16 protein-coding genes and 1 tRNA gene are annotated in these 24,207 nt (G+C 56.9%); 14 read left to right on the top strand and 3 right to left on the bottom strand.

Translation table 11 applies throughout. The features are described 5' to 3' along the window. The 4 genes from BLQ24_RS04620 to BLQ24_RS04605 all read left to right on the top strand — a co-directional run. A partial coding sequence (locus BLQ24_RS04620; RefSeq protein WP_473234635.1) for a glutamate--tRNA ligase occupies positions 1 to 1,806 on the top strand: 1,806 nt, incomplete at its 5' end. Between the two features lie 90 nt (positions 1,807 to 1,896). Beyond that, positions 1,897 to 5,493 (top strand): DNA polymerase III subunit alpha, encoded by a 3,597-nt coding sequence (locus tag BLQ24_RS04615; RefSeq protein WP_090163145.1) that lies wholly within the window; start codon positions 1,897 to 1,899, stop codon positions 5,491 to 5,493. Between the two features lie 60 nt (positions 5,494 to 5,553). Then, positions 5,554 to 6,522: an ATP-dependent 6-phosphofructokinase gene (locus BLQ24_RS04610; RefSeq protein ID WP_090163143.1), complete on the top strand. Its 969-nt coding sequence runs from the start codon at positions 5,554 to 5,556 to the stop codon at positions 6,520 to 6,522. 34 nt (positions 6,523 to 6,556) lie between these two features. Beyond that, positions 6,557 to 7,087, top strand: a complete 531-nt coding sequence (locus tag BLQ24_RS04605; protein WP_090163141.1) for a flavodoxin domain-containing protein — start codon at positions 6,557 to 6,559, stop codon at positions 7,085 to 7,087. Between the two features lie 77 nt (positions 7,088 to 7,164). Here BLQ24_RS04605 and dinB read toward each other — a convergent pair whose 3' ends face one another. Together dinB and BLQ24_RS04595 are read right to left on the bottom strand one after the other, a co-directional pair. Continuing rightward, on the bottom strand, positions 7,165 to 8,385 hold the full coding sequence (dinB, locus tag BLQ24_RS04600; protein ID WP_090163139.1) for a DNA polymerase IV: 1,221 nt from the start codon (positions 8,383 to 8,385) through the stop codon (positions 7,165 to 7,167). Further along, complete coding sequence (locus BLQ24_RS04595; RefSeq protein WP_176755858.1) at positions 8,373 to 9,827, bottom strand: MFS transporter; 1,455 nt, start codon at positions 9,825 to 9,827, stop codon at positions 8,373 to 8,375. Before BLQ24_RS04595 ends, dinB begins: the two co-directional genes overlap by 13 nt. A 179-nt stretch (positions 9,828 to 10,006) precedes the next feature. On the opposite strand from BLQ24_RS04595, the gene BLQ24_RS04590 reads away from it, so the two are divergent. The 4 genes from BLQ24_RS04590 to BLQ24_RS04575 all read left to right on the top strand — a co-directional run bounded on the left by BLQ24_RS04590 (position 10,007) and on the right by BLQ24_RS04575 (position 16,964). Next, positions 10,007 to 11,182: an aminoacetone oxidase family FAD-binding enzyme gene (locus BLQ24_RS04590; RefSeq protein ID WP_090163135.1), complete on the top strand. Its 1,176-nt coding sequence runs from the start codon at positions 10,007 to 10,009 to the stop codon at positions 11,180 to 11,182. Between the two features lie 29 nt (positions 11,183 to 11,211). Further along, on the top strand, positions 11,212 to 12,810 hold the full coding sequence (locus BLQ24_RS04585; protein ID WP_090163132.1) for an NAD(P)/FAD-dependent oxidoreductase: 1,599 nt from the start codon (positions 11,212 to 11,214) through the stop codon (positions 12,808 to 12,810). Positions 12,811 to 13,188: 378 nt separating this feature from the next. Beyond that, complete coding sequence (adhE, locus tag BLQ24_RS04580) at positions 13,189 to 15,960, top strand: bifunctional acetaldehyde-CoA/alcohol dehydrogenase (protein ID WP_090163130.1); 2,772 nt, start codon at positions 13,189 to 13,191, stop codon at positions 15,958 to 15,960. A 44-nt stretch (positions 15,961 to 16,004) separates the two neighbouring features. Next, entirely contained in the window at positions 16,005 to 16,964 is a 960-nt protein-coding gene (locus BLQ24_RS04575; protein ID WP_090163127.1) for an iron-containing alcohol dehydrogenase, read from the top strand. A gap of 163 nt (positions 16,965 to 17,127) precedes the next feature. Here BLQ24_RS04575 and selD read toward each other — a convergent pair whose 3' ends face one another. Further along, positions 17,128 to 18,162: a selenide, water dikinase SelD gene (selD, locus tag BLQ24_RS04570; RefSeq protein WP_090163125.1), complete on the bottom strand. Its 1,035-nt coding sequence runs from the start codon at positions 18,160 to 18,162 to the stop codon at positions 17,128 to 17,130. A 128-nt stretch (positions 18,163 to 18,290) separates the two neighbouring features. Here selD and BLQ24_RS09955 point away from each other — a divergent pair, with 128 nt between their 5' ends. The 6 genes from BLQ24_RS09955 (at position 18,291) to BLQ24_RS04550 (ending at position 24,121) form a co-directional block, all read left to right on the top strand. Next, positions 18,291 to 18,530 (top strand): hypothetical protein, encoded by a 240-nt coding sequence (locus BLQ24_RS09955; protein WP_143004247.1) that lies wholly within the window; start codon positions 18,291 to 18,293, stop codon positions 18,528 to 18,530. Between the two features lie 30 nt (positions 18,531 to 18,560). Beyond that, a tRNA-Sec gene (locus tag BLQ24_RS10060) sits at positions 18,561 to 18,657 on the top strand. A 33-nt stretch (positions 18,658 to 18,690) separates the two neighbouring features. Continuing rightward, positions 18,691 to 20,082, top strand: coding sequence for an L-seryl-tRNA(Sec) selenium transferase (selA, locus tag BLQ24_RS04565; protein ID WP_090163122.1), 1,392 nt, complete (start codon positions 18,691 to 18,693; stop codon positions 20,080 to 20,082). A gap of 26 nt (positions 20,083 to 20,108) precedes the next feature. Continuing rightward, positions 20,109 to 22,016, top strand: coding sequence for a selenocysteine-specific translation elongation factor (selB, locus tag BLQ24_RS04560; RefSeq protein WP_090163120.1), 1,908 nt, complete (start codon positions 20,109 to 20,111; stop codon positions 22,014 to 22,016). An 18-nt stretch (positions 22,017 to 22,034) separates the two neighbouring features. Continuing rightward, positions 22,035 to 22,934, top strand: a complete 900-nt coding sequence (locus BLQ24_RS04555) for a selenium metabolism-associated LysR family transcriptional regulator (RefSeq protein WP_090163119.1) — start codon at positions 22,035 to 22,037, stop codon at positions 22,932 to 22,934. A gap of 14 nt (positions 22,935 to 22,948) precedes the next feature. Continuing rightward, a complete protein-coding gene (locus tag BLQ24_RS04550; RefSeq protein WP_090163117.1) occupies positions 22,949 to 24,121 on the top strand; it encodes an aminotransferase class V-fold PLP-dependent enzyme in 1,173 nt (390 codons plus the stop codon). Positions 24,122 to 24,207 lie beyond the last annotated feature (86 nt).

The raw sequence follows: 24,207 nt of genomic DNA, 5'->3' as shown, positions 1-24,207 counted from the left end.
CGGAGTTGTGACCCGGCAATCCGCGAGCGAAGCGAAGCGGGAGCCGTTGGGGGAGCCCCGGCGAGGGACGCCCGAGAGGGCGAGCCGGAGGAGAAACAGATGAAGGAGGAACCGAAAACAATGGATTATAACAAACTTGCAGACATACTTTTCCCGGAGATCACCAAGACCCCGGCGGACTACGAGGCCATGTATCCGCCGCGCGATCTGCCGGAAGGCGCGAAGGTCACCCGTCTGGGACCGAGCCCGACGGGATTCATGCATCTGGGCAACCTCTACGGCGCTTTCGTGGATGAACGTCTGGCGCACCAGAGCGGCGGCGTGTTCTATCTTCGTATCGAGGACACGGATGACAAGCGCTACGTGGAGGGGGCTGTGGATGTCATTCTGAAATCTCTGAGTTTCTTCGGGATTCATTTCGACGAAGGGGCGTCACTGGGGGATGACATCGGGGACTACGGCAGCTACACCCAGAGCATGCGAGGGCCGATCTACCAGTGTTTTGCCAAGAAACTGGTTTCCGAAGGAAAGGCTTATCCGTGTTTCCTGACAGAAGAGGAAATCGCTGAAATCCGGGAGAAGCAGGAAGCAGAGAAACTGAATCCGGGGATCTACGGCGAGTATGCCCTCTGCCGGGACTGGACGCTGGAGCAGGTACAGGAAGCACTGGATGCCGGAAAACCTTACGTCATCCGTCTCCGTTCCGACGGCCAGCCGCCTCAGGAAGACGAAAACGGGAAGACCACCGGGAAGCGGGTTCAGGTGAAGGATGCAATCCGGGGCACCCTGGATATGCCGGAGAATTTCATGGATACCGTTATCCTGAAGCAGACCGGCATCCCGACGTATCATTTTGCCCATGTGGTGGATGATCACCTCATGCGCACCACCCATGTGGTCCGGGGTGCCGAGTGGCTCCCGTCCCTGCCGATCCATGTGGAGCTGTTCGAGAAGATGGGCTGGGAGATGCCGGTCTACTGCCATACGGCCCAGCTCATGAAAATCGACGAGGAGACCGGAAAGAAGCGGAAGCTGTCCAAGCGTAAGGATCCGGAACTGTCCCTGACCTATTACAGAGACCAGGGCTATCATCCGGCGGCGGTGCGGGAATACCTGCTCACCATCCTGAACTCCAATTATGAGGAATGGCGGGCGGCGCATCCGGACGCACCGGTGGATGATTTCGAGTTCACTACCGAGAAAATGAGTAATTCCGGCGCACTGTTCGATCTGAACAAGCTGAACGACATCTCCAAGGATGTGCTGCTGCGCATCCCGGCAGCGGAGCTGTATGACTTCCTGAAGGACTGGGCCCGGGAATTCGCTCCGGAGTATAACGGGCTGTTCGAAGACCGGGATTACATGCTGAAGATCCTGGATCTGGGCAGAACGGACCGGAAGCCGCGGAAGGATCTGATCTACGCCCGTCAGATTATTGACTTTGTCAGCTATTTCTTCGATGATCTGTTCCGTGTGGAGGATGAGATGCCTCAGGAAGTGCCGGCGGAGGATATTCCGAAGATCCTCCGGTCTTACCTGGAGACGTATGATCACGCCGACGACAACGGCACCTGGTTCGAGAAGATCCGGCAGATTGCGGTGGACCTGGGCTATGCGGCGAAGCCGAAGGATTTCAAGAAGCATCCGGAAGAGTACAAGGGCCATGTGGGTCATGTCAGCACGGTGATCCGAATCGCACTGATGGGCCGGGCCCAGTCCCCGGATGTCTGGACGATTCAGCAGATCATGGGCGAGGAAATGACGAAGCGCCGCATCGAGGCCCGTCTGGCGGAAGCAGAGAAATAGACAAAAAATAACTTTACAGCCGGTCTTCCGGCCGGACATCCCGGAACCGGAAGGCCGGATAACAGATTGCACGGAAAGGCAGCGGAGCGGATGGCATTCACACACCTTCATCTACATACGGAATACAGTCTTCTGGACGGCATGGCCCGGATCGACCGGGTTGTGAAGCGGGCGAAGGAACTGGGAATGGATTCTCTGGCCATCACCGATCACGGAGTGATGTTCGGCGTTATCAATTTCTACAAGGAATGTAAGAAACAGGGAATCCGCCCGATCATCGGCTGCGAGGTTTATACCGCCGCCCGGGGAATGCGGGACAAGGATCCGGAGAAAGACCGGCCCCGGGGGCACCTGGTGCTGCTGGCGAAGAACAATGCCGGATACCATAACCTGGCGAAGATCGTGTCCCTGGGGTTTATCGAAGGATACTACTACAAGCCGAGAATCGACAAGGAAGTCCTCAGGGAGTATCACGAGGGGATCATCTGTCTGTCGGCCTGCCTGGCCGGGCGGGTGCAGAGCTGCCTTCTGAACCGGGATTATGACGGGGCGAAGCGGGAAGCCGCAGAACTTCGGGACATCTTCGGGGAGGATTTCTATCTGGAAATACAGAACCAGGGGCTGGAGGAGGAAGCCCGGATCCTGCCGGATCAGATCCGGCTGTCGAAGGAGCTGGGCATTCCACTGGTTGCCACTAACGACGTTCATTACGTGGAGCAGCAGGATGCGGTGGCCCATGATGTGCTGCTGGCAGTACAGACTGCGACCAGCATTCACGATCCGAAGCGGATGCGGTATGCCACGGATCAGTTCTATCTGAAGAGTGAAGAGGAAATGCGGGAACTGTTCCGGAATTATCCGGAGGCCCTGGAAAACACACAGAAAATTGCGCAGCAATGTAATGTGGAATTCACCTTTGGCCAGTATCATCTGCCGGAGTTCATTCCGCCGGAGGGCTTCACGAACGAAGAATATCTTCGCAGCCTCTGCCGGGAGGGACTGGCAGATCGGTATGAAGAGGTGACGCAGGAATTACGGGACAGGCTGGAGTACGAGCTCGGGGTCATTGTATCCATGGGTTACGTGGAGTACTTCCTGATCGTCTGGGATTTCATTAACTTTGCAAAGAACAGCGGCATCGTGGTGGGCCCCGGCCGGGGATCCGCCGCCGGTTCTCTGGTGGCCTACTGCCTTCGGATCACAGACATCGACCCGATCCGGAACCAGCTGATTTTCGAGCGGTTTCTGAATCCGGAGCGGGTCAGCATGCCGGATATCGATGTGGATTTCTGCATCGAGCGCCGGGGGGAGGTCATCGAATACGTCAAGCGGAAATACGGGCGGGACAATGTTTCTCAGATCATCACCTTCGGAACACTGAAGGCGAAGGCGGTGGTCCGGGATGTGGGCCGGGCCCTGGACGTGAGTTATGCGGATACGGACAAGATTGCGAAGGCCATTCCCTTCGATCTGCACATGACCCTGGACAAGGCACTGGAAGTCAGCCCGGAACTCAGGCAGATGTATGACGGGGATGACCGGGTGAAGAAAGTCATTGACATTTCCCGGCAGCTGGAAGGAATGCCCCGCCACGCCTCAACCCATGCGGCGGGGGTGGTGATCTCCCGGAAACCGGTGATGGAATACGTCCCGCTGTACGCCACGGACAAGGGTGTTGCCACACAGTTTGACATGACCACCATCGAGGAGCTGGGTCTGCTGAAGATGGACTTCCTGGGCCTCCGGAACCTGACGGTGATCCGGGATGCGCTGGAGCTGATCCGGAAGGATTACGGGAAAACCATCGATCTGACGAAACTCACCTACGATGATCCGGAGGTGTACCGGATGATCTCTGACGGGGAGACAGACGGTGTGTTCCAGCTGGAAAGCGGTGGAATGACCGCCTTCATGAAGGCACTCAGGCCCGGATGCTTCGAGGACATTGTGGCGGGCATTTCCCTGTACCGTCCGGGTCCGATGGACTCGATTCCCCGTTATATTGAAAACAAGAAGAATCCGGAAAAGATTCAGTATGTCACGCCGGAACTGGCTCACATTCTGGATGTAACATACGGATGCCTGGTTTATCAGGAACAGGTGATGCAGATCGTCCGGGATCTGGCGGGCTACAGTTACGGCCGGTCCGATCTGGTTCGGCGGGCCATGTCGAAGAAGAAGCAGTCTGTCATGCTGGAGGAGAAAGAATATTTCATCCACGGAAAAGTTGGGGCAGACGGCACAGTGGAGATTCCTGGGTGCGTTCGAAACGGCATCTCGGAAGAGGCGGCAGAGCAGATTTTCGCCGACATGGAGACGTTCGCCCAGTATGCGTTCAACAAGTCCCACGCTGCGGCCTATGCCGTGCTGGCGTATCAGACTGCATGGCTGAAGCGGCACTATACTGTGGAATTTATGGCAGCTCTGCTGAGCAGTGAGATGGGGAACACCCGTCAGATCGCCCGGTATATCCGCACCTGCAGTGCGTTTCACATCGATGTGCTGCCGCCCAGCGTGAATGAGAGTGAGAAGAAATTCACCGTTTCAAACGGAAAGATCCGGTTCGGCCTGCTGGGTGTGAAAAACGTGGGTGAAAATGCCATCGAAAACATCATCGAGAGCCGGGAGAAAAAAGGCCTGCCGGAGGACATCTTCCAGTTCATCGACAATATCGATGTGGGCATTGTGAACCGGAAGGCCGTGGAAAGCCTCATCCGGGCCGGGGCGCTGGATTGTCTGAACGAGAACCGGGCGGCCCATCTGGCCGTATATGAGGGATTGATGGAGGCGGCCCAGAATGATGCCCGTCGGAATGTGGCGGGACAGATCTCGCTGTTCCAGCTGAACAGTGACGACATGAACAGCGGCGACACTTCCTCGGAACTTCCCCGGGTGAAGAATTTCGACAAAAAAATGCTGCTGGCGCTGGAAAAGGAAATGCTGGGTGTCTATATCACGGGTCATCCGCTGGATGCGTATGCGGACCGGCTGGGGCAGGTTGCCACCGTTACCTCTGCAGAACTGGAAGTTTCGGAGGGAGAACAGCCGGAGGACGGGTCCGTATCCGAAGGGGGTTACACCGGCGGCGCAGACCGGAACGGAAGAATCCGGGACGGAATGACTGTGGTGATGGCCGGAATGATCACCGGAAAGAAGAATCTGATCACCAAGAATTCGAAAATGATGGCTTTCGTGGACCTGGAAGATCTGTACGGCACATCCGAGGTAATCGTCTTCCCGAATGTGTACGAAAGATATCAGGACGATATTTTTGAGGACAACGTGGTGGCGATCCGTGGTAAACTGAACTTCAAGGAAGGCGAAGCGCCGAAGCTGCTGGCGGATGCGGTGGCCGGTCTGGATTCGCCGGAGGCGGATCAGATGAAGGACGGATTCCGGAGAGGCCGGAGAAATCCGGACGATCCGGCCGGTTCCGGGGTTCGCCCGGATCTTCGGGAAGCTGATCTGGTGAAGATCCGCATTCCGAGGAATGTAAACGAAAAACAGATGATCGCTATTCTGACTACAGTATTTGCGGATCACCCCGGGGATACGCCGGTGATGATCTACCGCCAGAACGGCACGGTTATGAAGACCGGACCCGGAAAGGGGGTTTCTCCTTCCCGGGAGCTGAAACGGGTGCTGACGGAGATGGCCGGAAGAGACAACGTGAAAATCAATGTGTGACATAGATCTCCGGCCGGGTATCCCGGCGGGGCAGTCAGATGACAGGAAAAGGAGAATCATATGGGCAGGAAAATCGGAGTACTGACCAGCGGCGGAGACAGTCCGGGCATGAATGCGGCAATCCGCGCAGTGGTCAGAGCGGGGATCGAGAAGGGAATGGAAGTCTACGGAATCAGCCGGGGATATGAAGGTCTGCTGGACGGGGAGATCAGTCAGCTGGACAGAAGTTCCGTAGGGGACATCATGCAGCGGGGTGGCACCTTCCTGATGACAGCCAGAAGCAAGCGCTTCATGACCGAGGAAGGCCAGGCGAAGGCAGCGATGATGCTGGAGACCTTCGGGATCGACGGCCTGGTGGTGATCGGCGGAGACGGCAGTATGCGGGGCGGTCTCAGCCTGGCGAAGCACGGCATCACCGTCATGGGGGTGCCGGGAACCATCGATAATGATCTGGGCTATACAGATTACACCATCGGATTCGATACGGCGGTGGCGACGGTGCTGGACGCCATCGGAAAACTCCGGGACACTTCCTCTGCGCATGAACGGGCAGTCATCGTGGAAGTGATGGGCAGAAACTGCGGGGACATCGCCCTCTATTCCGGTCTCACCGGAGGTGCAGAAGAGGTTCTGGTGCCGGAGCGTCCTTTTGATCTGAATGAACTGTGCCGGAAGATCGTCATCAGCCGGAACCGGGGCAAGCGTCACAACATTATCATCAAGGCCGAAGGAGTTGACATTTCTTCTGCGGAGCTGGCCCGTCAGGTTCAGGAGAAGACCGGAAAGGAAACGAAAGTGGTCATTCTGTCCTACCTGCAGCGGGGCGGCGAGCCGACCATGCGGGACCGGCTTCTGGCCACCCTCTGCGGTGTGAAAGCGGCGGATCTGCTGGCAGACGGCGGCAGCCAGAGCAAGGCCATCGGCACAGTAAACGGCCGGATTGTGGCCTATGACCTGGAGGAGGCGCTGCAGCAGAAGCGTCCGTTCGATGAAGAAATGTACGATATGATCGGTGTCCTGGCGAAGTGACGGGATAACCGGCCGGAGGATACGAGGAGAAGGCATGAAGAAAATCGCAGTGATCTACAGTTCGAAGCACGGGGTAGCGAAGCAGTATGCGGAATGGATCGCCCAGGATACCGGGGCGGATCTGTTCAGTGCAGACGGGCTGAAGCCCCGGGACGTGGCGGATTATGATATTCTGGTTTACGGCGGAGGGATCTATTCCGGCGGCATCCGGAATCTGGATTTCATTCGGAAGAACATCCGGAAGAAATTCGATGGAAAGGAAATCCTCTGCTTCGGCGTCGGAATCACGATCGACAATGCGGCTAACCGGGAACAGGCGGACGACATCAATTTCACGAAGCAGATGGCGGATGTGCCTCACTGGTATTTCCCGGGCGCCTTCGATCCGGCGAAGCAGAAGGGGCTGGACCGACGCATTGTCGCCTGGGTCAGGAAGATGATCGACGACGGAGATGCCAACTCCTTCGGCGCCACCCTGGCGGGATACTTCGACCACGGCTGTGATCTGGTGGACCGGAACAGGATTAAACCAATGGTGGAGCGGATCCGAGCCCTGTCAGCCTGAAAACTGCATCTTTAGAACTGAGAAAGCGGCGCAGCGGGAATCGTTTTTCCCGCTGCGCCGCCTCTTGCATTCTTTCGTTAATCCTGTTTCCGCTTCGAAGAGCTTGCGAACCCGATCGCATCCCGGCCGAATTTCCGCCGGATCTCGTCCATGGTGTATTCCATGGTGCGATCTTCCGCCTGACCGGACGCACCGGCAGTTTCTGGTGCCCGGGACGAAAGCGCTCCGAACAGGTTCAGCTGGCGGGGCGCATTCTTCTCTTCCAGATGAATGGCAGTTACGGTCAGAAGACGGATCGGACTGCCGGGGGCGACTGTGCCCCGGATCAGATCCATGGCGGCCCGGATGATGTCGGCGGCCCGGTCCGTCGGGTCATCCAGTTTCATCTGCCGGGAAATGGTGACCAGAGACGGGTCCTTGATGTCCACTTTCACGCCCCCGGCCCGGAGCCCGGCTTTCCTGAGCCGGGCGGAAACCGTGTCACTGAGAGAGGTGATTGCTGCGAGAATATCATCCTCTTCCGTCAGATCCCGGGGGAAGGTGACCCCGTTTCCCACGGATTTCGCCTGCCTTTTTTCGTCATACCGGCGCACCGGTGTCTCGTCTTCTCCCCGGGCCGCCTGCCGGAGCTTGGATCCCTGCTTCCCCAGCAGCCGGATCAGCACCGATTCCTCGGCCTCCGCCAGATCCCCGATGGTTTCAATGCCAATGCCCGAGAGCCGGGATGCGGTGGCTCTTCCCACAAAGAAAAAATCACTCACCGGGAGCGGCCACAGTACCGCCTGGTAGTTCTCCCGGCTGATGACAGTGGTCGCATCCGGCTTTCGGTATTCGCTGCCCATCTTGGCGAAGATCTTGTTGAAGGATACGCCGGCAGAGAGGGTCAGTCCCAGTTCGTCCCGGACACGGCGGCGGATGGTGTCGGCGATTTCCTTTCCGGAACCGAACAGTTTCCGGCTGCCGGTGACATCCAGCCAGGATTCATCGATGCTGAATGGCTCCACCAGTTCGGTATAATCCAGGAATATGGCATTGATCCGTTGGTGATAATCCCGGTACTTTTCCCGGTGCGGCGGAAGCAGTACCAGATTCGGACATTTCCGCTTCGCCTGCCACACCGTTTCTGCCGTGCGGATGCCGTACTTCTTCGCCGGCTCATTCTTCGCCAGAATGATGCCGTGGCGGCTGGCAGGATCGCCGCTGACCGCCATCGGCACGTTCCGGTACTCCGGATGGTCCAGCAGTTCGATGGAAGCATAGAAACTGTTCATATCGCAGTGCAGGATTACTCGGTCCATGGCTCTCCTCCTTCCATTGTTTCCGTATGGGGATCCCGGGCTGCGCCGCCCCGTTTCATGGAAAAAAATACCCCGATGACGGACAGTACGATGAAAATCAGGAAGCAGCGGTGCAGGGTGAGCACCAGAAGCCGAGGGGTGGTTTCTGTCAGAGCGGCATTTCCCAGGTTCAGTCCCACCACAATGGTGACAATGGCCATGGCCGCTCCCTGGCCAGCAGTGCGCATGGTGCTGAGAATCGAGTTCGCCACGCTGTACTCTGCATCGCTGACCGAACGTAAAATGGCATTGGTATTGGGTGAGGAGAACAGTGCGAACCCGAACCCCACCAGAATCAGCGTCATGATGACATACCACAGAGGGGTCTTCATCCCCAGGCGGCTGAACAGCGCCAGTCCGGCAACACACAGAATCATCCCCCCGGTGGCCAGCTTATACGGCGGGATCCGGTCCGAAAGCCGTCCCATGAGGGGAGAGAAAGCCGCCTGCACCAGAGGCATGAAAATCAGAATCAGCCCTGCCGTCCGGGAGGAATATCCCATGACCACCTGGAGATAGATACTGACCAGGTAACTGATGGCGAAGGTGGCTGCATAATTCAGCAGGGCGGCCAGATTGGACAGCGTGAATCCGGCGTCCCGGGAGAACATGGACATCCGGATCACCGGGTCTTCGGTGCGGGTTTCCCGGAATCCGAAGAGCAGCATCAGAAGGATTCCCGTTCCCAGAATCCACTTCCCCCGGGGAGAGACCGACAGACTGGACATGCCGTAGAGAATAGCGGTGATCATGGCGATATACAATATGTTGCCCGGCACATCGCTGATCCCCTTCCGGGCAGTGCCGGCGCTTCGTTCCGGTGCCCCGGCGAAAGCGAAGGCCAGTGCCGCCAGTGAAATGCCGCAGGTGACCAGGAAAATAGAGCGCCAGCCGAAGGTGCCGTTCAAAAAACCGCCGATGACCGGTCCTGCGCTGAGCCCCGTGTACGTGGCAGCGACGGAAAGCCCCAGTACCCTGCCGTGCTCCGTATAAGGAAACACACTGAGCAGGATCGCATTGTTTGTGGCGAAAATCATAGAAGCCGACACGCCCTGCAGCACCCGGAAGAGAATGACTGTTCGGATGGAGCCGGAGAAGGCGCAGCACAGGCTGAAGAGGGCGAATGACCCGATCCCCAGGAGCAGCACCCTCCTCCTGCCGGTAGAATCGGCGATCTTCCCCATGGGCACACTCAGCGCAGCCACGGAAAGGGTAAATGCTGTGACGACCCATCCCACCGTCGCCGCACTCACCCGGAATTCGGTTTCCATGGCGGGCACGGACAGGTTCAGGGCGCTGCCCATGAAGGTGGTGATGAATGCCGTGGTCATGGTCATGCGAAGGGCTGCTTTTCGCTCCTTCGGCGGCCTGCCCGGCGCCTCGGATTTTCTGTAATGATACATATCTTGCTCCTGTGTAATCGGCATTTTCTTCCGGTCCGGGGACAGACAAAAAAGAACTGCGCAGGCGGCCGGACCATGCACTCATTATATCACCCTTCCGGGTTTTCGTGGCGGATTCCCCGGAATGATGTTACAATGTACTGTCAGTGATCCGAAAGGAAGAGAGGACGGAAGCGGGAATGAAAACAGCACAGAAGAAATATGATATTCTCATCATCGGGGCAGGTGCAGCGGGAATGGCCGCTGCCGTCACAGCGGGGGAACAGGCGCCCGGCGCCCGGATTCTGGTTCTGGAGAAGAAGGAGGAGCCGGGAAAGAAAATTCTGGCCACCGGAAACGGCCGCTGCAATCTGTCCAACCGGAACTGTCCGGGATTTCCGGAGATCCGGTCATTCTTCCGTCACCTGGGCATTCTGACCCGGGAAGAGGAGGGGCGGATCTACCCGTATACGGAGGATGCCCGGGATGTGCGGGATGCCCTGAAGGACCGGATGGATCAGCTGGGGGTGGAATGCATCACCGGGGCGGCTGTGACAGGAATCCGGCCGCCGGAGCAGGGAAAGCCGTTTCGCATCACATGGAAGGGCGGAGAAACCCATGCGGATCAGGTGCTGCTTGCTGCCGGCGGGAAAGCCGGACCGGCCTTCGGCACCACTGGCGACGGCGGAAAACTGGCCGGGTCTATGGGTCACCGGGTCACACGGCTGGCACCGGTCCTCTCGGCGGTGGAAACGAAGGAAGATCTCTCCCGGGCGGCCGGTGTCCGGACGCCGGCTGAGGTTGGGGTATGGTCTGCGGAAGATCCGGTCTTCCGGGAACGGGGGGAACTTCAGATCACGAAATACGGGATTTCCGGGATTGTGGTGTTTAATGCCAGCCGCTGTCTGACGATTCCGGAGGGAAAGAACCTGCGAAACGGATTTGACGATTATACCATCCGGGTGGATCTGGCGCCGGATATGAAGCCGGAACAGGTCCGGACAATGCTCGCGGAAGAACAGGCCCTGCGGCCGGGCCGGACACCGCTCCGGATGCTTCTCCGCCGGAATCTGGCCGATTTCCTCTGGGAACAGGCCGGAGAAAGGGTATCGGAGGCGGCAGAACTTCTGAAGAACTGGCCGCTGCATCCGAAGGGCGTGAAAGGCTGGGATTTCGCCCAGGTCACGAAGGGCGGCGTGCCGGAGAACGAGGTGGACCGAACGACCATGCAGTCGGTTTTTGTCCCCGGCCTCTATCTGGCAGGAGAAGTTCTGGACTATGACGGCCCCTGCGGCGGATACAATCTGCAGCACGCCTGGGAGACCGGCATCCGGGCGGGGCGGGCTATGGCGGTCCGGTTTTCGGGAGAAGAATAATTGCGATTACACAGGAGAAATGAGGCAAGATGAGATACCGATACAGAATGGGACAGATCCGGCTGAAGCTGGGAGAGCCGAAGGAGCGGATTCCGGAGAAGATCATCCGGGGGCTCAGGGGCGCCGGAAAGGGGCTCAGGCTGAAGAATCTGGAAATTGTCCGGGAGTCCGTGGATGCCCGGAAGAAGCAGGACATCCGAAAGGTGTATACCGTGGACTTCAGTTGCGACCGGAAGCTTAACCTGCCGGAAGCGCCGGATCTTACCTACCGCCGGGCGGAGCCGGGGACGGAAGAAATGGCCTGCCGGCCGGTGATCGTGGGATTTGGCCCCTGTGGCATGTTCGCTGCCCTGGTGCTGGCGCAGCAGGGATATCGCCCGATTGTGCTGGAGCGGGGCGGCCGGGTGGAAGAGCGGGTCGCTGCAGTGGAGAAATTCTGGGCGGATGGAGTTCTGGATCCGGAGTGCAACGTACAGTTCGGTGAAGGGGGCGCCGGAACGTTTTCCGACGGCAAACTCACCACGGGAATCAAGGATCCGCGGATCCGGTTCGTGCTGGAGAGTTTCGTGAAAGCGGGGGCGGACGAGGATATTTTGTATGAACACATGCCCCATATCGGCACGGACGTGCTCCGGAAGGTGGTCCGGAATCTCCGGCAGGAAATCATCGGTCTGGGCGGAGAGATCCGCTTCGGTGCCCGGGTGACCAGGCTGGTCGCCGGTCCGGTTCCGCCGGATTCCCCGGCATCTGAGGCGGATTCGGGGCAGCGGATTACCGGTGTCCGGGTGAAGTACCGGGAGGACGGCCGGGAAGAGATCCTTCCGGCGGAGAATGTGATCCTGGCGGTGGGGCACAGCTCCCGGGATACCTTCCGCAGCCTGAAGAAGGAAGGAGTGCCCATGGAACAGAAACCGTTCTCCATCGGGGTCCGCATCGAGCATCCCCAGGAACTGATCGACCGTGGACAGTACGGAGAGAGTGCCGGTCATCCAGATCTGCCGCCGGCGGTTTATAAGCTGAATTATCACTGTGCGAACGGCCGGGGGGTCTATACGTTCTGCATGTGCCCGGGCGGCCGGGTGATTGTGGCGTCTTCCGAAGAAGGCGGCGTGGTGACCAACGGGATGAGTGAGAAGGCCAGGGACAGCGGTACTGCCAACAGCGGTCTTCTGGTTGACGTCAGAACGACGGATTTCCCGGACCCGTCTGATCCGCTGTCCGGGGTGGATTTCCAGGAGAAATACGAGCGGCTTGCCTTCCTGAACGGAGGGGGCGGGTACCGGCCGCCCCGGACCACCTGGGGATGCTTCCGGGACGGGGACCGGTCGGCGGCGCCGGTGCTGGACAGTCTGCCGGAATTCTGCACAGAAGCCATCCGGGAGGCGATGCCCCATCTCGGCCGGAAGCTCCGGGGCTTTGACCGGGATGATGCGGTGATGACAGCGGTGGAAACCCGGAGCTCCTCACCGGTCCGGATTCTGCGGGACAGGGGGTCGCTGATGAGCACCGTGGCGGGTCTGTACCCGGGCGGAGAAGGTGCCGGTTATGCAGGAGGCATAACCAGCTCCGCCTGTGACGGCATCCGGATCGCAGAGAAGATCATCTCCCGGTACCGGATTCCGGACTGATAAATCGGCTGAAAGCATTGCAACAGGCGTTTCGAAGGGATTTCGGAACGCCTGTTTTTACTAAACTGTATATTGTGACGATAAACAAAAGTTTTAACTATGATTATTTTTTTTTACCAAACATATTGACTTTTCCTTGCTGCTGTTTTAATCTTTAGACGTTACGAAAGACTCGGAATTGTACGAATTGAATGCATTTTTGTATTCGCAAGTATGTTCGGCAATACAACAGTCTTGGAAAACCGGTATCGATCGATCGAAATTGAAAGAATTCTAAACCAATCAACTGAATCACTATCATTCCAATGAAAAGTTACTGCGATTTTTTGTTAGGCCGCAGCACGGTTCCGCTGCAGGACCCTGCTGCAAGGAGGTAGTATGAACAAGGAGTTATTGATCAATTCAGTCGAATCTTTCGAAGAAGCACTTCCGCTGATCAGAGCCGCAGAGGATGAGTTTGCGACATTTACACAGGAGCAGGTCGACCGTATCTGCGAACATGCGGCGATGGCAGTTTCCAAGATGAGAATTCCGCTGGCGAAAATGGCTTGTGAAGAGACCGGCTACGGCGTTATGGTGGACAAGGTCACGAAGAACCAGTATGCGTCAGAACATATGTGGAACTACATGCGTCTTAAGCCAAGCTGCGATGTGATCGAAGAGAACAAGGCATTCGGCACGAAGCGGATTGCCACACCGAAGGGAATCATCGGTGCGGTCACACCGACAACGAACCCGACTTCCACTGCAATTTACAAGGTGATGATGGCTCTGAAGACCAGAAACGCCATCATCGTTTCCCCGCATCCGCACGCGACGAACTGCACGATCGAGGCTGTTCGGATTATGAGAAACGCAGCGATCGAAATGGGCATGCCGCCGAATGCAATCGCATGGATTTCCACACCGTCCATCGAACTGTCCGGACTGCTGATGAAGGAAGTAGATCTGATTCTGGCTACCGGCGGTGAAGGAATGGTCAGAGCGGCTTACTCCTCCGGCACACCGGCGATCGGCGTAGGACCGGGCAACTGCAACGTAGTCATCGATGAATCTGCAGACCTGAGAATGGCTGTAGAATCTATCATTCATTCCAAGACGTTTGATAACGGCATGATCTGTGCGACAGAACAGCATGTAACAGTTCTGGCCAGCGTATACGATGAAGTGAAGGCTCTGTTTAAGGATGCGCGCTGCTACTTCCTGAACGATGAGGAAGCTGCGAAGGTGGCGGATGTGTTCTTCAACTTCAAGACGCACGGCGTTAAGCCGGCAGCTGTAGGACAGACGGCGGTTCATCTGGCAGAGATGGCCGGGTTCGAAGTACCGCCGGAAACCAAGGTTCTGATCTACGAGACGGATGATACATCCCATGACAACCCGTGGGCTTGTGAGAAACTGACGACGCTGCTTGGTATGTTCAAGGCAGAGACACTGGAAGAAGCCTTCGACATCTGTGAGAAACTGGTTATCGAGGGCGGTGCGGGACATTCCGCCTGTATGTATATCGATCCGACAGAGGAAGACAAGATCGAGGCATTCGGCAAGAAGATGAAGGCCTGCCGTATCATCATCAACCAGCCGACAGCATTCGGCGGCATCGGCGACCTGTACAACTTCGACCTGGCTCCGTCCCTGACGCTGGGACCGGGATCCTGGGGCGGTTCTTCCTTCGCAGGAAATACGCAGTTCGAACAGCTGCTGAACATCAAGACCGTGACGCAGCGTAAGGAGAACATGCTGTGGCTGCAGCTGCCGAAGAAGGTATACTTCAAGACAGGGTGCACACCGGTTGCTCTGAGAGAGATGAAGGAAGTTTACAACTTCAAGAGAGCATTCATCGTCACCGACGCCAACCTGTTCCAGATGGGCGCCTGCGATGCGATCATCAACGACCTGAAGAATGAAGGCATCGACGTTGCGGAATTCTTCGACATTCGAGTTGACCCGCAGATTCAGGATGCGATGAAGGGCCTGCCGAAGATGCATGAGTTTGAACCGGATGTCATCATCGCAATCGGCGGCGGTTCCGCAATCGATACAGCGAAGATCATGTGGATCATGTACGAGAATCCGGAAGAGGGATTCCTCGACATGGCGACCACATTCCTGGATATCCGTAAGAGGATCCGCTTCTTCCCGCAGATGGGCAAGAAGGCGAAGCTGGTCTGCATCCCGACCACAGCCGGTACCGGTTCCGAGATGACACCGTTCACCATTATTTCCGATGCGAACACCGGAATGAAGTGGCCTCTGATCGGATACGAAATGATGCCGGAAATGGCCATCGTCGATGCAGATAATATGATGAAGCTGCCGCCGAGAGCGACACAGGCTTCCGGATACGACGTTCTGACCCATGCGGTGGAAGCATACGTATCCACATTTGCGACAGACTACACAGACGGATTTGCGAAGACAGCCACAGAGCTGGTATTCAAGTGGCTGCCGAAGGCGTACAGATCTGCCTTCAAGGGTGCGAAGCCGGATCCGGTTGCGAGAGAGAAGATGGCAGATGCATCGGCTCTGGCCGGCATCGCATTTGCGAACGCATTCCTGGGCATCAACCACTCCCTGTCCCACAAGCTGGGCGGCTGGTTCCATATCCCGCACGGCACTGCGAACGCTCTGCTGTTCCCGTATGTATGCCGGTTCAATGCACAGAAGCATCCGTATCACATGGGTACCTTCTCCCAGTATAAGTATCCGCAGGCATTCGAGCGGTACGTCCAGCTGGGTGAACTGATCGGCGTGAAGGGAAAGAATGACGATGAAACCTTCGAGAACTGGATCAAGGCATCCGAACAGCTGAAGAAGGATGTGGACATCCCTGAAACCATCTGTGACTGGCTGTGCGAGGCACATCCGGAGAAGACGGCGGAAGAGCATGAAGCAGACTTCCTGGCAGCGGTTGACCAGATGTCCGAGTGGGCATTCCATGATGCCTGCACCGGATGCAACCCGGTATACCCGACCATCGGAGAACTCAAGGCCTGCTACCTGCGCGCCTTCTACGGCAACGAGAAATTCGTCGAGAAGTTCGGCGATGTCCTGGCTCTGCCGTTCGAGAACCCGACAGACACCCACGCAGCATACCCGAACGGACTGGCTGCGGAGATCGGCCTGGACAAGGTTGGCGGATTCAATTAAGCGATGCGCTTAATGTGGCAGCATAAAGGCAAGGTGATTGAGAAATGTTATGGCTTAGGATACCGAAGAAGGTCTACTTCAAGCGGGGCTGTATGCCGGTCGCGCTCAGAGAACTTCATGAAGTATATCGTTTGAACAGAGCTTTCATTGTCTCAGATCCTGATCTGTACAGAGAAGGAGTCGTGGGCCCTGTCGACCGGATGCTGAATAAGCAGGGAATCCGGACTGCGGAATATTTAGCGGAGGGTGGTCTGTCCACCTTCCGCAATGCCGGAAACGGACTCCAGAAAATGGAGGAACTTCAGCCGGAAGTCATCATTGGTGTCGGAGGCGCAGAAATCATGAGCCTCGCGAAGATCATGTGGCTTCTGTATGAGAACCCTGACATTGATCTGGAGCAGACGGCAGACAGATTCGGAGAGATTTCCGCATCGGAAGCCGGTTTCCCGTTGACAGGTCAGAAAGCAAAGCTCGTGTTGATCCCTACGGCGGCCGGTTACGGACTGGAGTGTTCTCCGTTCGCGGTCGCCGGGGACGACGCAGGGAAGAAGCGGATTATTGCGGACTACAGTCTGATTCCGGAAATGGCGGTGCTGGATGCCGACTATGCCCAGGCTGAAACGCCGGAAATGGCGAAAGATGCAGGACGGAAGGCTCTCACCCTGGCAGTCCGGTCGCTGACCTGTGAAGGTGCGACGGATTATGCGAGGGGGTTCGCAATGGATGCTGCGCGGATGGTGTTGGAAAACCTTCCGGTGGTTGTGGAAAAGGGACCGAAGGCCCCGGTTGCCCGGGAGACGCTGGCGAATGCCGCTGCATTGGCGGGCATGGCGGCCGGAAATTCCCTGAGGACCATCGATCCGGAGGAGCCGCTCTATCCGACAGAAGAAGACATGAAGCCGTCCGGCGCAGAAGCGGAAGTGATCGGTGAACTGGCGAAACAGGCCGGTTTCGGTTCGGCTGAAGATTGGCTGGCGGCATGCAGGAAGCTGGAAGCACTCTAATTCCACATATCATCTGTTGATTAACGAAGCGGAGGGACTGTTCCCGCGGCGAATGACGATCGGCCGGGGGGACAGTCCCTCTTCGTAGTGATATCAATGAAAAAACTTGTCCGCCCCGCCGGAAACCGGAAGCAGGGGGACAAGGGAATCGCATTCGGATTCATCAGATCACGGTCACCGGCGGACAGGCCGGACCGGAGACATATCCGATGATTTCGGCCGCCGGAATTTCATCCTTCAGGCGCCGGAGCAGTTCCTGACTCTCTTCTTCCGGCACAGTGATCAGCAGGCCGCCGGAAGTCTGCGGGTCGAACAGCAGGTCGGAGTATTCCAGCGGAACGTCCTCCATGATGCTGACATTCGGGCCGATCCACTTCCGGTTCTTGTAGGCGCCTGCCGGCACCACGCCCATACGGGCCATATCCAGAGCCTCCGGAAGCGCCGGGATCTTCGTGTGATCCAGCACGATATTCATTCCGCTTCCTTCGGCCATCTCATAGGTGTGTCCCAGCAGTCCGAAGCCTGTGATGTCCGTGCAGGCGGAAACATGGAAATCCGACATGATCTCCGCCGGCCGGCGGTTCAGCTGCGCCATGCTGGCGGCCAGCGTTTTCACAGAATCAGGCGTGATCAGATCCGCTTTCACGGCATTGTTCAGAATACCGGTTCCCACCGCCTTCGTGACGATGAGCACATCCCCCTTTTGTGCCGTGCTGTTCGCAATGACCTTCTCCGGGTGAACGAATCCGCTGACGCAGAGGCCGTACTTCGGCTCGTTGTCCTTGATGGTGTGCCCGCCGCAGATGATGGCACCGGCTTCCTGCACCTTCGCATATCCTCCCTGCATGATGTCATTTACCACCTTCGGATCCAGGTCCTCCGGAATGCAGAGCACATTCATGGCCAGCTTCGGAACACCGCCCATGGCATACACGTCGCTCAGCGAGTTGGCGGCGGCGATCTGCCCGTATTCATACGGATCGTCTACCACCGGGGGGAAAATATCCACGGTTTCGATCAGCGCTATATCATCGGTGATCTTGTATACGGCGGCGTCGTCCGCAGTATCGAAGCCCACGATCAGATTCGGATCGTGGAATTTAGGTAACTGACGCAGAACCTGCGTCAGGGCATCCGGCTCTACCTTGGCCTCTCAGCCGCTGTGGCAGGTCATCTGGGTGAGTTTCGTCTCAGACATTGCTCCTCCTTCTTTCTCTATCGTCAAAAAATACACCGTTATTCGTTCTTCGGAACCTGTTCCGAAACAGATTCCGGGGTAAGTTTACCCCATATTTTACCGGATGAATCGATCCGCATGAAGGAGATTTGGAGAAAAGAGAAATCTTCTTTATCAAAAAAATGAATCAGAAAGAAGTATATATTGATTCCGTCAATAACGCCTCGGATCCTCCGGGCGCAGGGCAGATGGAAAATAATAACGGAAATCGGGGATGTACTGATTTTTCAACAATATTCCCAGGCGATTGGCCGGAAAAAAGACCATGTTCTATTTTCGGCTTATTCATGTTTTTGATAGACAAGGAGGGATATCGATGGTATAGTTGAGTAGGTTAAATATTCCACAAAATATTATATGGGGGTAGATGGGTGCTGGTGTGCCTCCTGGTCTTCAAAACCAGTGTAGGGGGTTAGGAGCCTCCCGGGTGGGTTCGATTCCCACATACTCCCGCCATTTTTTTAAATTTCATAAGGACAGGAGAATGATATGAATCGTGAACTTTTGCGCAGACTGCCGAAGGTGGACGAGATCCTGAACGATCCCGAAGTGGCGGATCAGATCGCGTCGATGCCTCACGAGCAGGCGGTGGATGTTGTCAGGTCTGTATTGGACGAGAAGCGTCGGGCGATCCTCAGCGGTGAGGAAACCTCGGAGGACTTCGTGAGCCATGACCGGGTGATGAGGGATGTCACGGAACATATCATTTTTTCGTGCCGGAAATCCCTCCGCCCGGTGGTGAACGGAACAGGCGTGATTCTCCATACGAATCTGGGAAGGGCAGAGCTGAGTAAGAAGGCGAAGCAGGCTGTGGCTGAAGTGGCAGACCGCTATTCCACCCTGGAATACGACCCGGAGGCCGGACACAGAGGGTCCCGTCATACCCATGTGGAGGGCATCATCCGGAAAATCACCGGAGCGGAAGCCTGCATGGTGGTGAATAATAATGCGGCAGCGACCATGATCGTTCTGGCTGCCATCGGCGCCGGAAAAGAAATGATTGTGTCCCGGGGGGAACTGGTGGAGATCGGCGGAGCGTTCCGCATTCCGGATATTATGGAACAGTCCGGAGCGACGCTGCGAGAGGTCGGCACCACGAACAAGACCCGGCTGAAAGATTATGAAAACGCCATCACGGAGAATACCGGCGCACTGATGAAAGTGCATACCAGCAATTACCGGGTGATCGGATTCACGGAGGATGTACCGGTGGAGGATCTGGCGGACCTGGGACGGAAACGGGGTCTGCCGGTGATCTATGACCTGGGGGGCGGACTGATGGTGGATCTCTCAGACCGGGGGATCGACGAGCCGACGGTGGAATACGGAATGAAATCCGGGGCAGATGTCATCCTGTTCAGCGGGGATAAACTGCTGGGAGGACCTCAGGCGGGTATCATCATCGGAAAGAAGAAATACATCGACCGGATGAAGAAGCATCCGCTGGCCCGGATTCTCCGGGTGGACAAGATGACCCTGGCCGGCCTGGAAGCCACCTTTGAACAGTATTATGATCCGGAGGAGGCTAAGCGGTCGATTCCGGTTCTCCGCATGCTGACCCGGTCGAAGGAGGATTTGACCCGGGATGCGGAACGCATGCGGGCGAAGATTCTGGAACGGGTGCCGGACGCAGAAGTGGCGGTGGAGCGTTCCATGGGAATGATCGGCGGCGGAACCACGCCGGGGATTCTGCTGGAGGGCGCCGCAGCGGTGCTGTCCAGCCGGAAACGCAGTGCAGCCTATATAGAGGAACAGCTCAGGCTGGGGGATCTGCCGATTATCGTGCGTGTCCATGAGAACAGGATCGTGATCGACATGAGAACCGTCAGCGAACCGGAGCAGGACATGATTGCCGAGAAACTGGCGGAAATTCTCGCTTAGAATATACAGATTGGAATGAGCAGGAAATGAAGAACATTATTGTTGGAACAGCAGGCCATGTGGACCATGGGAAAACCTGGCTGATCAAGGCGCTGACCGGTATGGACACGGACCGGCTGAAGGAAGAGAAGAAGCGGGGCATCACCATCGAGAACGGATTCGCCGACTTCGAAATCGGCGAGTACAATATCAGTATCATTGATGTGCCGGGACATGAGAAGTTCATCCGGAACATGCTGGCGGGCGCCGGCGGAATTGATCTGGTACTGCTGGTGATCGGCATGGACGAGGGCGTCATGCCTCAGACCGTGGAGCATCTGCACATTCTCAGCAAGCTGGGCATCGAGAAGGGAATTCTCGTGTTCACGAAGCGGGATCTGGTGGAGGATGAGGACTGGATTGAGCTGGTACACGAGGATGCCCGGGAGATGACGGCGGGCACTTTCCTGGAGGGCGCCCCGGAAATTGAAGTTTCTGCGGCGGACGGCTACCACATTGAAGATCTGCGGCAGATGATTATCCGGGAAATCGACGAGACAACATTGAAGAATCAGGCGGAAGAACTGTTCCGTCTGCCGATCGACCGTGTGTTCACCATTGCCGGATACGGAACGGTGATCACCGGAACTCTGCTGGAGGGAACCATCCGGGTGGGAGATGAAGTGATGATCTATCCGGAAGGCACTGTGACGAAGGTCCGCAACGTGCAGGTTCATAATGAGGACGTGGAGGCAGCTTATGCCGGGCAGCGGACAGCGATCAACCTGCAGGGTCTGAAGAAGGATGATGTGAAGCGGGGGGACGTGCTGGCCCGGCCGGGCTCCCTGAAGAATTCCATGATGGTGGATATCCGACTGGAATTGTTCGAGGATATCGACCGGGAAGTTCTGAACAACAGCCGGGTCCATTTTTACTGCGGCGCTGCGGAAGCCGTGGGGAAGGTTGTGCTGCTGGACCGGGATGTGGCCGAGCCAGGGGACGTCTGCTATGCTCAGATGCGCATGGAGGATCCCCTGTGCGTGAAGCGGAATGATCGTTTCATTGTCCGCTTCTATTCCCCGGTGATCACCATCGGCGGCGGCCGGATTCTGGATGCGGACCCGGCGAAGCATAAGCGGAACCGGGAGAATGTGCTGGAGGAACTTACGATCCTGGACACCGGATCAGACCGGGAGATCGCAGCGCTGTATGTCCGGCAGGCCGGATGGGAGCTGATCTCTGACCGGGATCTGGCTATGAAGCTGCGTCTCAGCCTTACGGAAACGGAATCGATTCTGAAAGGTCTGGAGAAGGAAGGTATGATCCGCCGGATGCCGGACGGCAGACTGATCCACGAGGATTTCGTGGGGTATGCTGCGGCTTCATCAAAAAGCATCCTGGAGGACTACCATGAGAAGAACCGGATTTCTCCGGGCATGGGAGCGGAAGAATTCCGTTCCCGGCTTGCGGCGGAACTCCGAATCAGCGACGGAAAGCTCGTCGCCGGTCTGATCGGTTTTCTGGAACAGGACGGCGTGATCCGCATCGAGGGAAAGACGGTGGCCCTGGCGGATTTTCGGGTGGAGTATACACCGGAAATGCAGAAGATCCGGGATCAGTTGGCGGAATTATATGCGTCGAAGGGATTCGAGATGCCGACGGTGGAGGAAGTTCTGGAAGGGCAGAAAGATCCGGTCAATGTCCGGCATATTCTGGATGCCATGGCCCAGGACGGACAGCTGGTTCGACTGGATCACACCTATTATATGGACGGAGGCTGCTTCCGGCGCGCTCTGGACATCGTCCGGAAGACGATTGCGGAGAAGGGCAGTATCACACTGGCAGAATTCCGTGACAGCGTGGGAACAACCCGGAAGTTCGCCATGGCGATTCTGGCATATATGGATAATGAACGGATTACCAGACTGGTTGGCGATGAAAGAATACTTGGTTGAGGGTGAGGCTATTTTAGGATGGAATTCAAACAACTGGAAGCATTTGTAAATGTGGTGCGGTATAAGAGCTTCTCGAAGGCAGCGGATGCATCTTTTTTGACGCAGCCCACGGTCAGCACCCACATTAAATCCCTGGAGAAGGAACTGGGGGTGACGTTGATCGACCGGATGGGAAAGGAGTCTTTGCCCACCAGCGAAGGGCGGGAACTGTACCGGTACGCAGTGAACATGCTGAACACCCGGCAGCAGGCGGCGGAAGTCATCGGCGGCATGGAGGACAGCGCGGCCGGGATTATCAACATTCAGTCATCCAGTATCCCGGGGAATTATCTTCTGCCGGAGATCATGAGTGCATTTCACGAAAAATATCCGATGGTGCGGTTCTATACGGAAGTGACCGACAGTGAAAATGTGCGGAAGAGCATTCTGGAAAGCACGGGAGAAATCGGTTTCACCGGGGAGATCCGGAAGGAGGGGCTGGATGCGAAGCTGCTTTATACCGATGAGGTGGCGCTGATTGTTCCGGCCACAGAGCATTACCGGAAGATTCGGGAGAAGACGGATCGGATCAGTGTGAAGGAGATCGCCGGGGAACCGTTCATCTGGAGAGAAGAGGGTTCCGCCACGCGGATGACCTTTGAGGAAAAGGCGACGAAGGTGATCGGAAAGCGTCTGGAATCTGTGGCGGTGGTCAACAGTCTGGATGCAATTATGGCCTGCGTTTCCGCCGGACTGGGGGTTTCTGTCGTCTCTCACCTGGCTTCCAAGAGTGTCAGAGCCGAGAAATGTCTGCTGTTCCGGCTGTCGGATGTCAGCCTGCAGAGAAAGTTTTATGTAATCAGCAGCAAGGACGTCTCCCTTTCTCCGACAGCGGAGAAATTCCGGAGTTTTGCGCTGCACTATTTCAAAAATGAATAAGGCAGGAGTTGGATATGAGAAAGGTTTACCTGGACAACGGAAGTACATCGTATCCGAAGGCGCCGGGCGTCGGCGAGGCGATGAGTGATTTCATCATCCATGTGGGATGCAATGTGGGACGAGGCGGATATGAGACAGCGTATCAGATGGGGGAAGTGATCTATGAGACCCGCCAGCAGCTTTGTGAACTGTTTCATTTTCCGGAGCCGAAGAATGTGGTGTTCACCCCCAGTGTCACCTACAGCCTGAACTACGTGATCCGCGGTTTTCTGAAACCGGGGGACCACGTTATCATGAGTTCCATGGAACACAATGCGGTGGCACGGCCGGTCAAGGCGATGGAAGCGGCGGGCTGCGCAGTCAGCATTGCGCCGTGCACCCCGGAAGGGCAGATTATTCCGGAAGAACTGGAGAAATGCTTCCGGGAGAACACGAAGCTGGTGGTGACGACCCATGCGTCCAATGTGTGCGGCACGATCCTGGACGTGGAGACTGTGAGCAGGATCTGTCATGAGAGGAATGTGCCGTATGTCATTGACTCCGCCCAGAGTGCGGGCATTATTCCGATTGATTTCACGAAACTCGGACTGGCTGCCCTCTGTGTCACGGGACACAAGGGACTGCTGGGGCCGCAGGGAATTGGCGCCATGCTGCTGACGGACGAGATGGCCCAGGCGATGGACCCGGTGATCCTGGGCGGTACAGGAAGCGCATCCCATCTTCTGACGATGCCGGACTTCATGCCGGATAAGTTCGAGGCGGGCACCCTGAATCTGCCGGGGATTGTCGGACTGCATGCGGCGCTCAAGTATCTGAAGGAAACCGGTATTGAGAAGATCCGGGAGCTGGAAAATGCCCGGGTGGATCAGTTCATCGGCGGCGTGACGAAGATCCCGGGGGTACGGGTGATCGGCCTGCCGACCTCGGAGGGAAGAGTTCCGGTGGTTTCCCTGGATTTCCAGGGAATCGACAATGCGGATGTGTCCTTCCTGCTGGATTCCGATTACGGCATCATGACCCGCTGTGCGCTGCACTGTGCGCCGCTGGCCCATCAGACCCTGGGCACCTTCCCGGAAGGAACGGTGCGCTTCGCCTTCGGTCATACGACAACCGAGGAAGAAGTGGAATATGCGGTGCGTGCGATCAGTGATATAATGGGAGACGGGTCCGCTGCATCCCGGGAATAGCAGAAGCCTTAGAATGGGATAGCAGGTAAGACTTTAGTCAGAGACAGACAAGAACATCTGACATATAATCAGAGACTTAGTAGGAG

The sequence above is a fragment of the Eubacterium pyruvativorans genome (genome assembly GCF_900102225.1).
Classification (GTDB): domain Bacteria; phylum Bacillota; class Clostridia; order Peptostreptococcales; family Anaerovoracaceae; genus Aminicella; species Aminicella pyruvativorans.
This window is presented reverse-complemented; position numbering and strand designations above follow the sequence as displayed.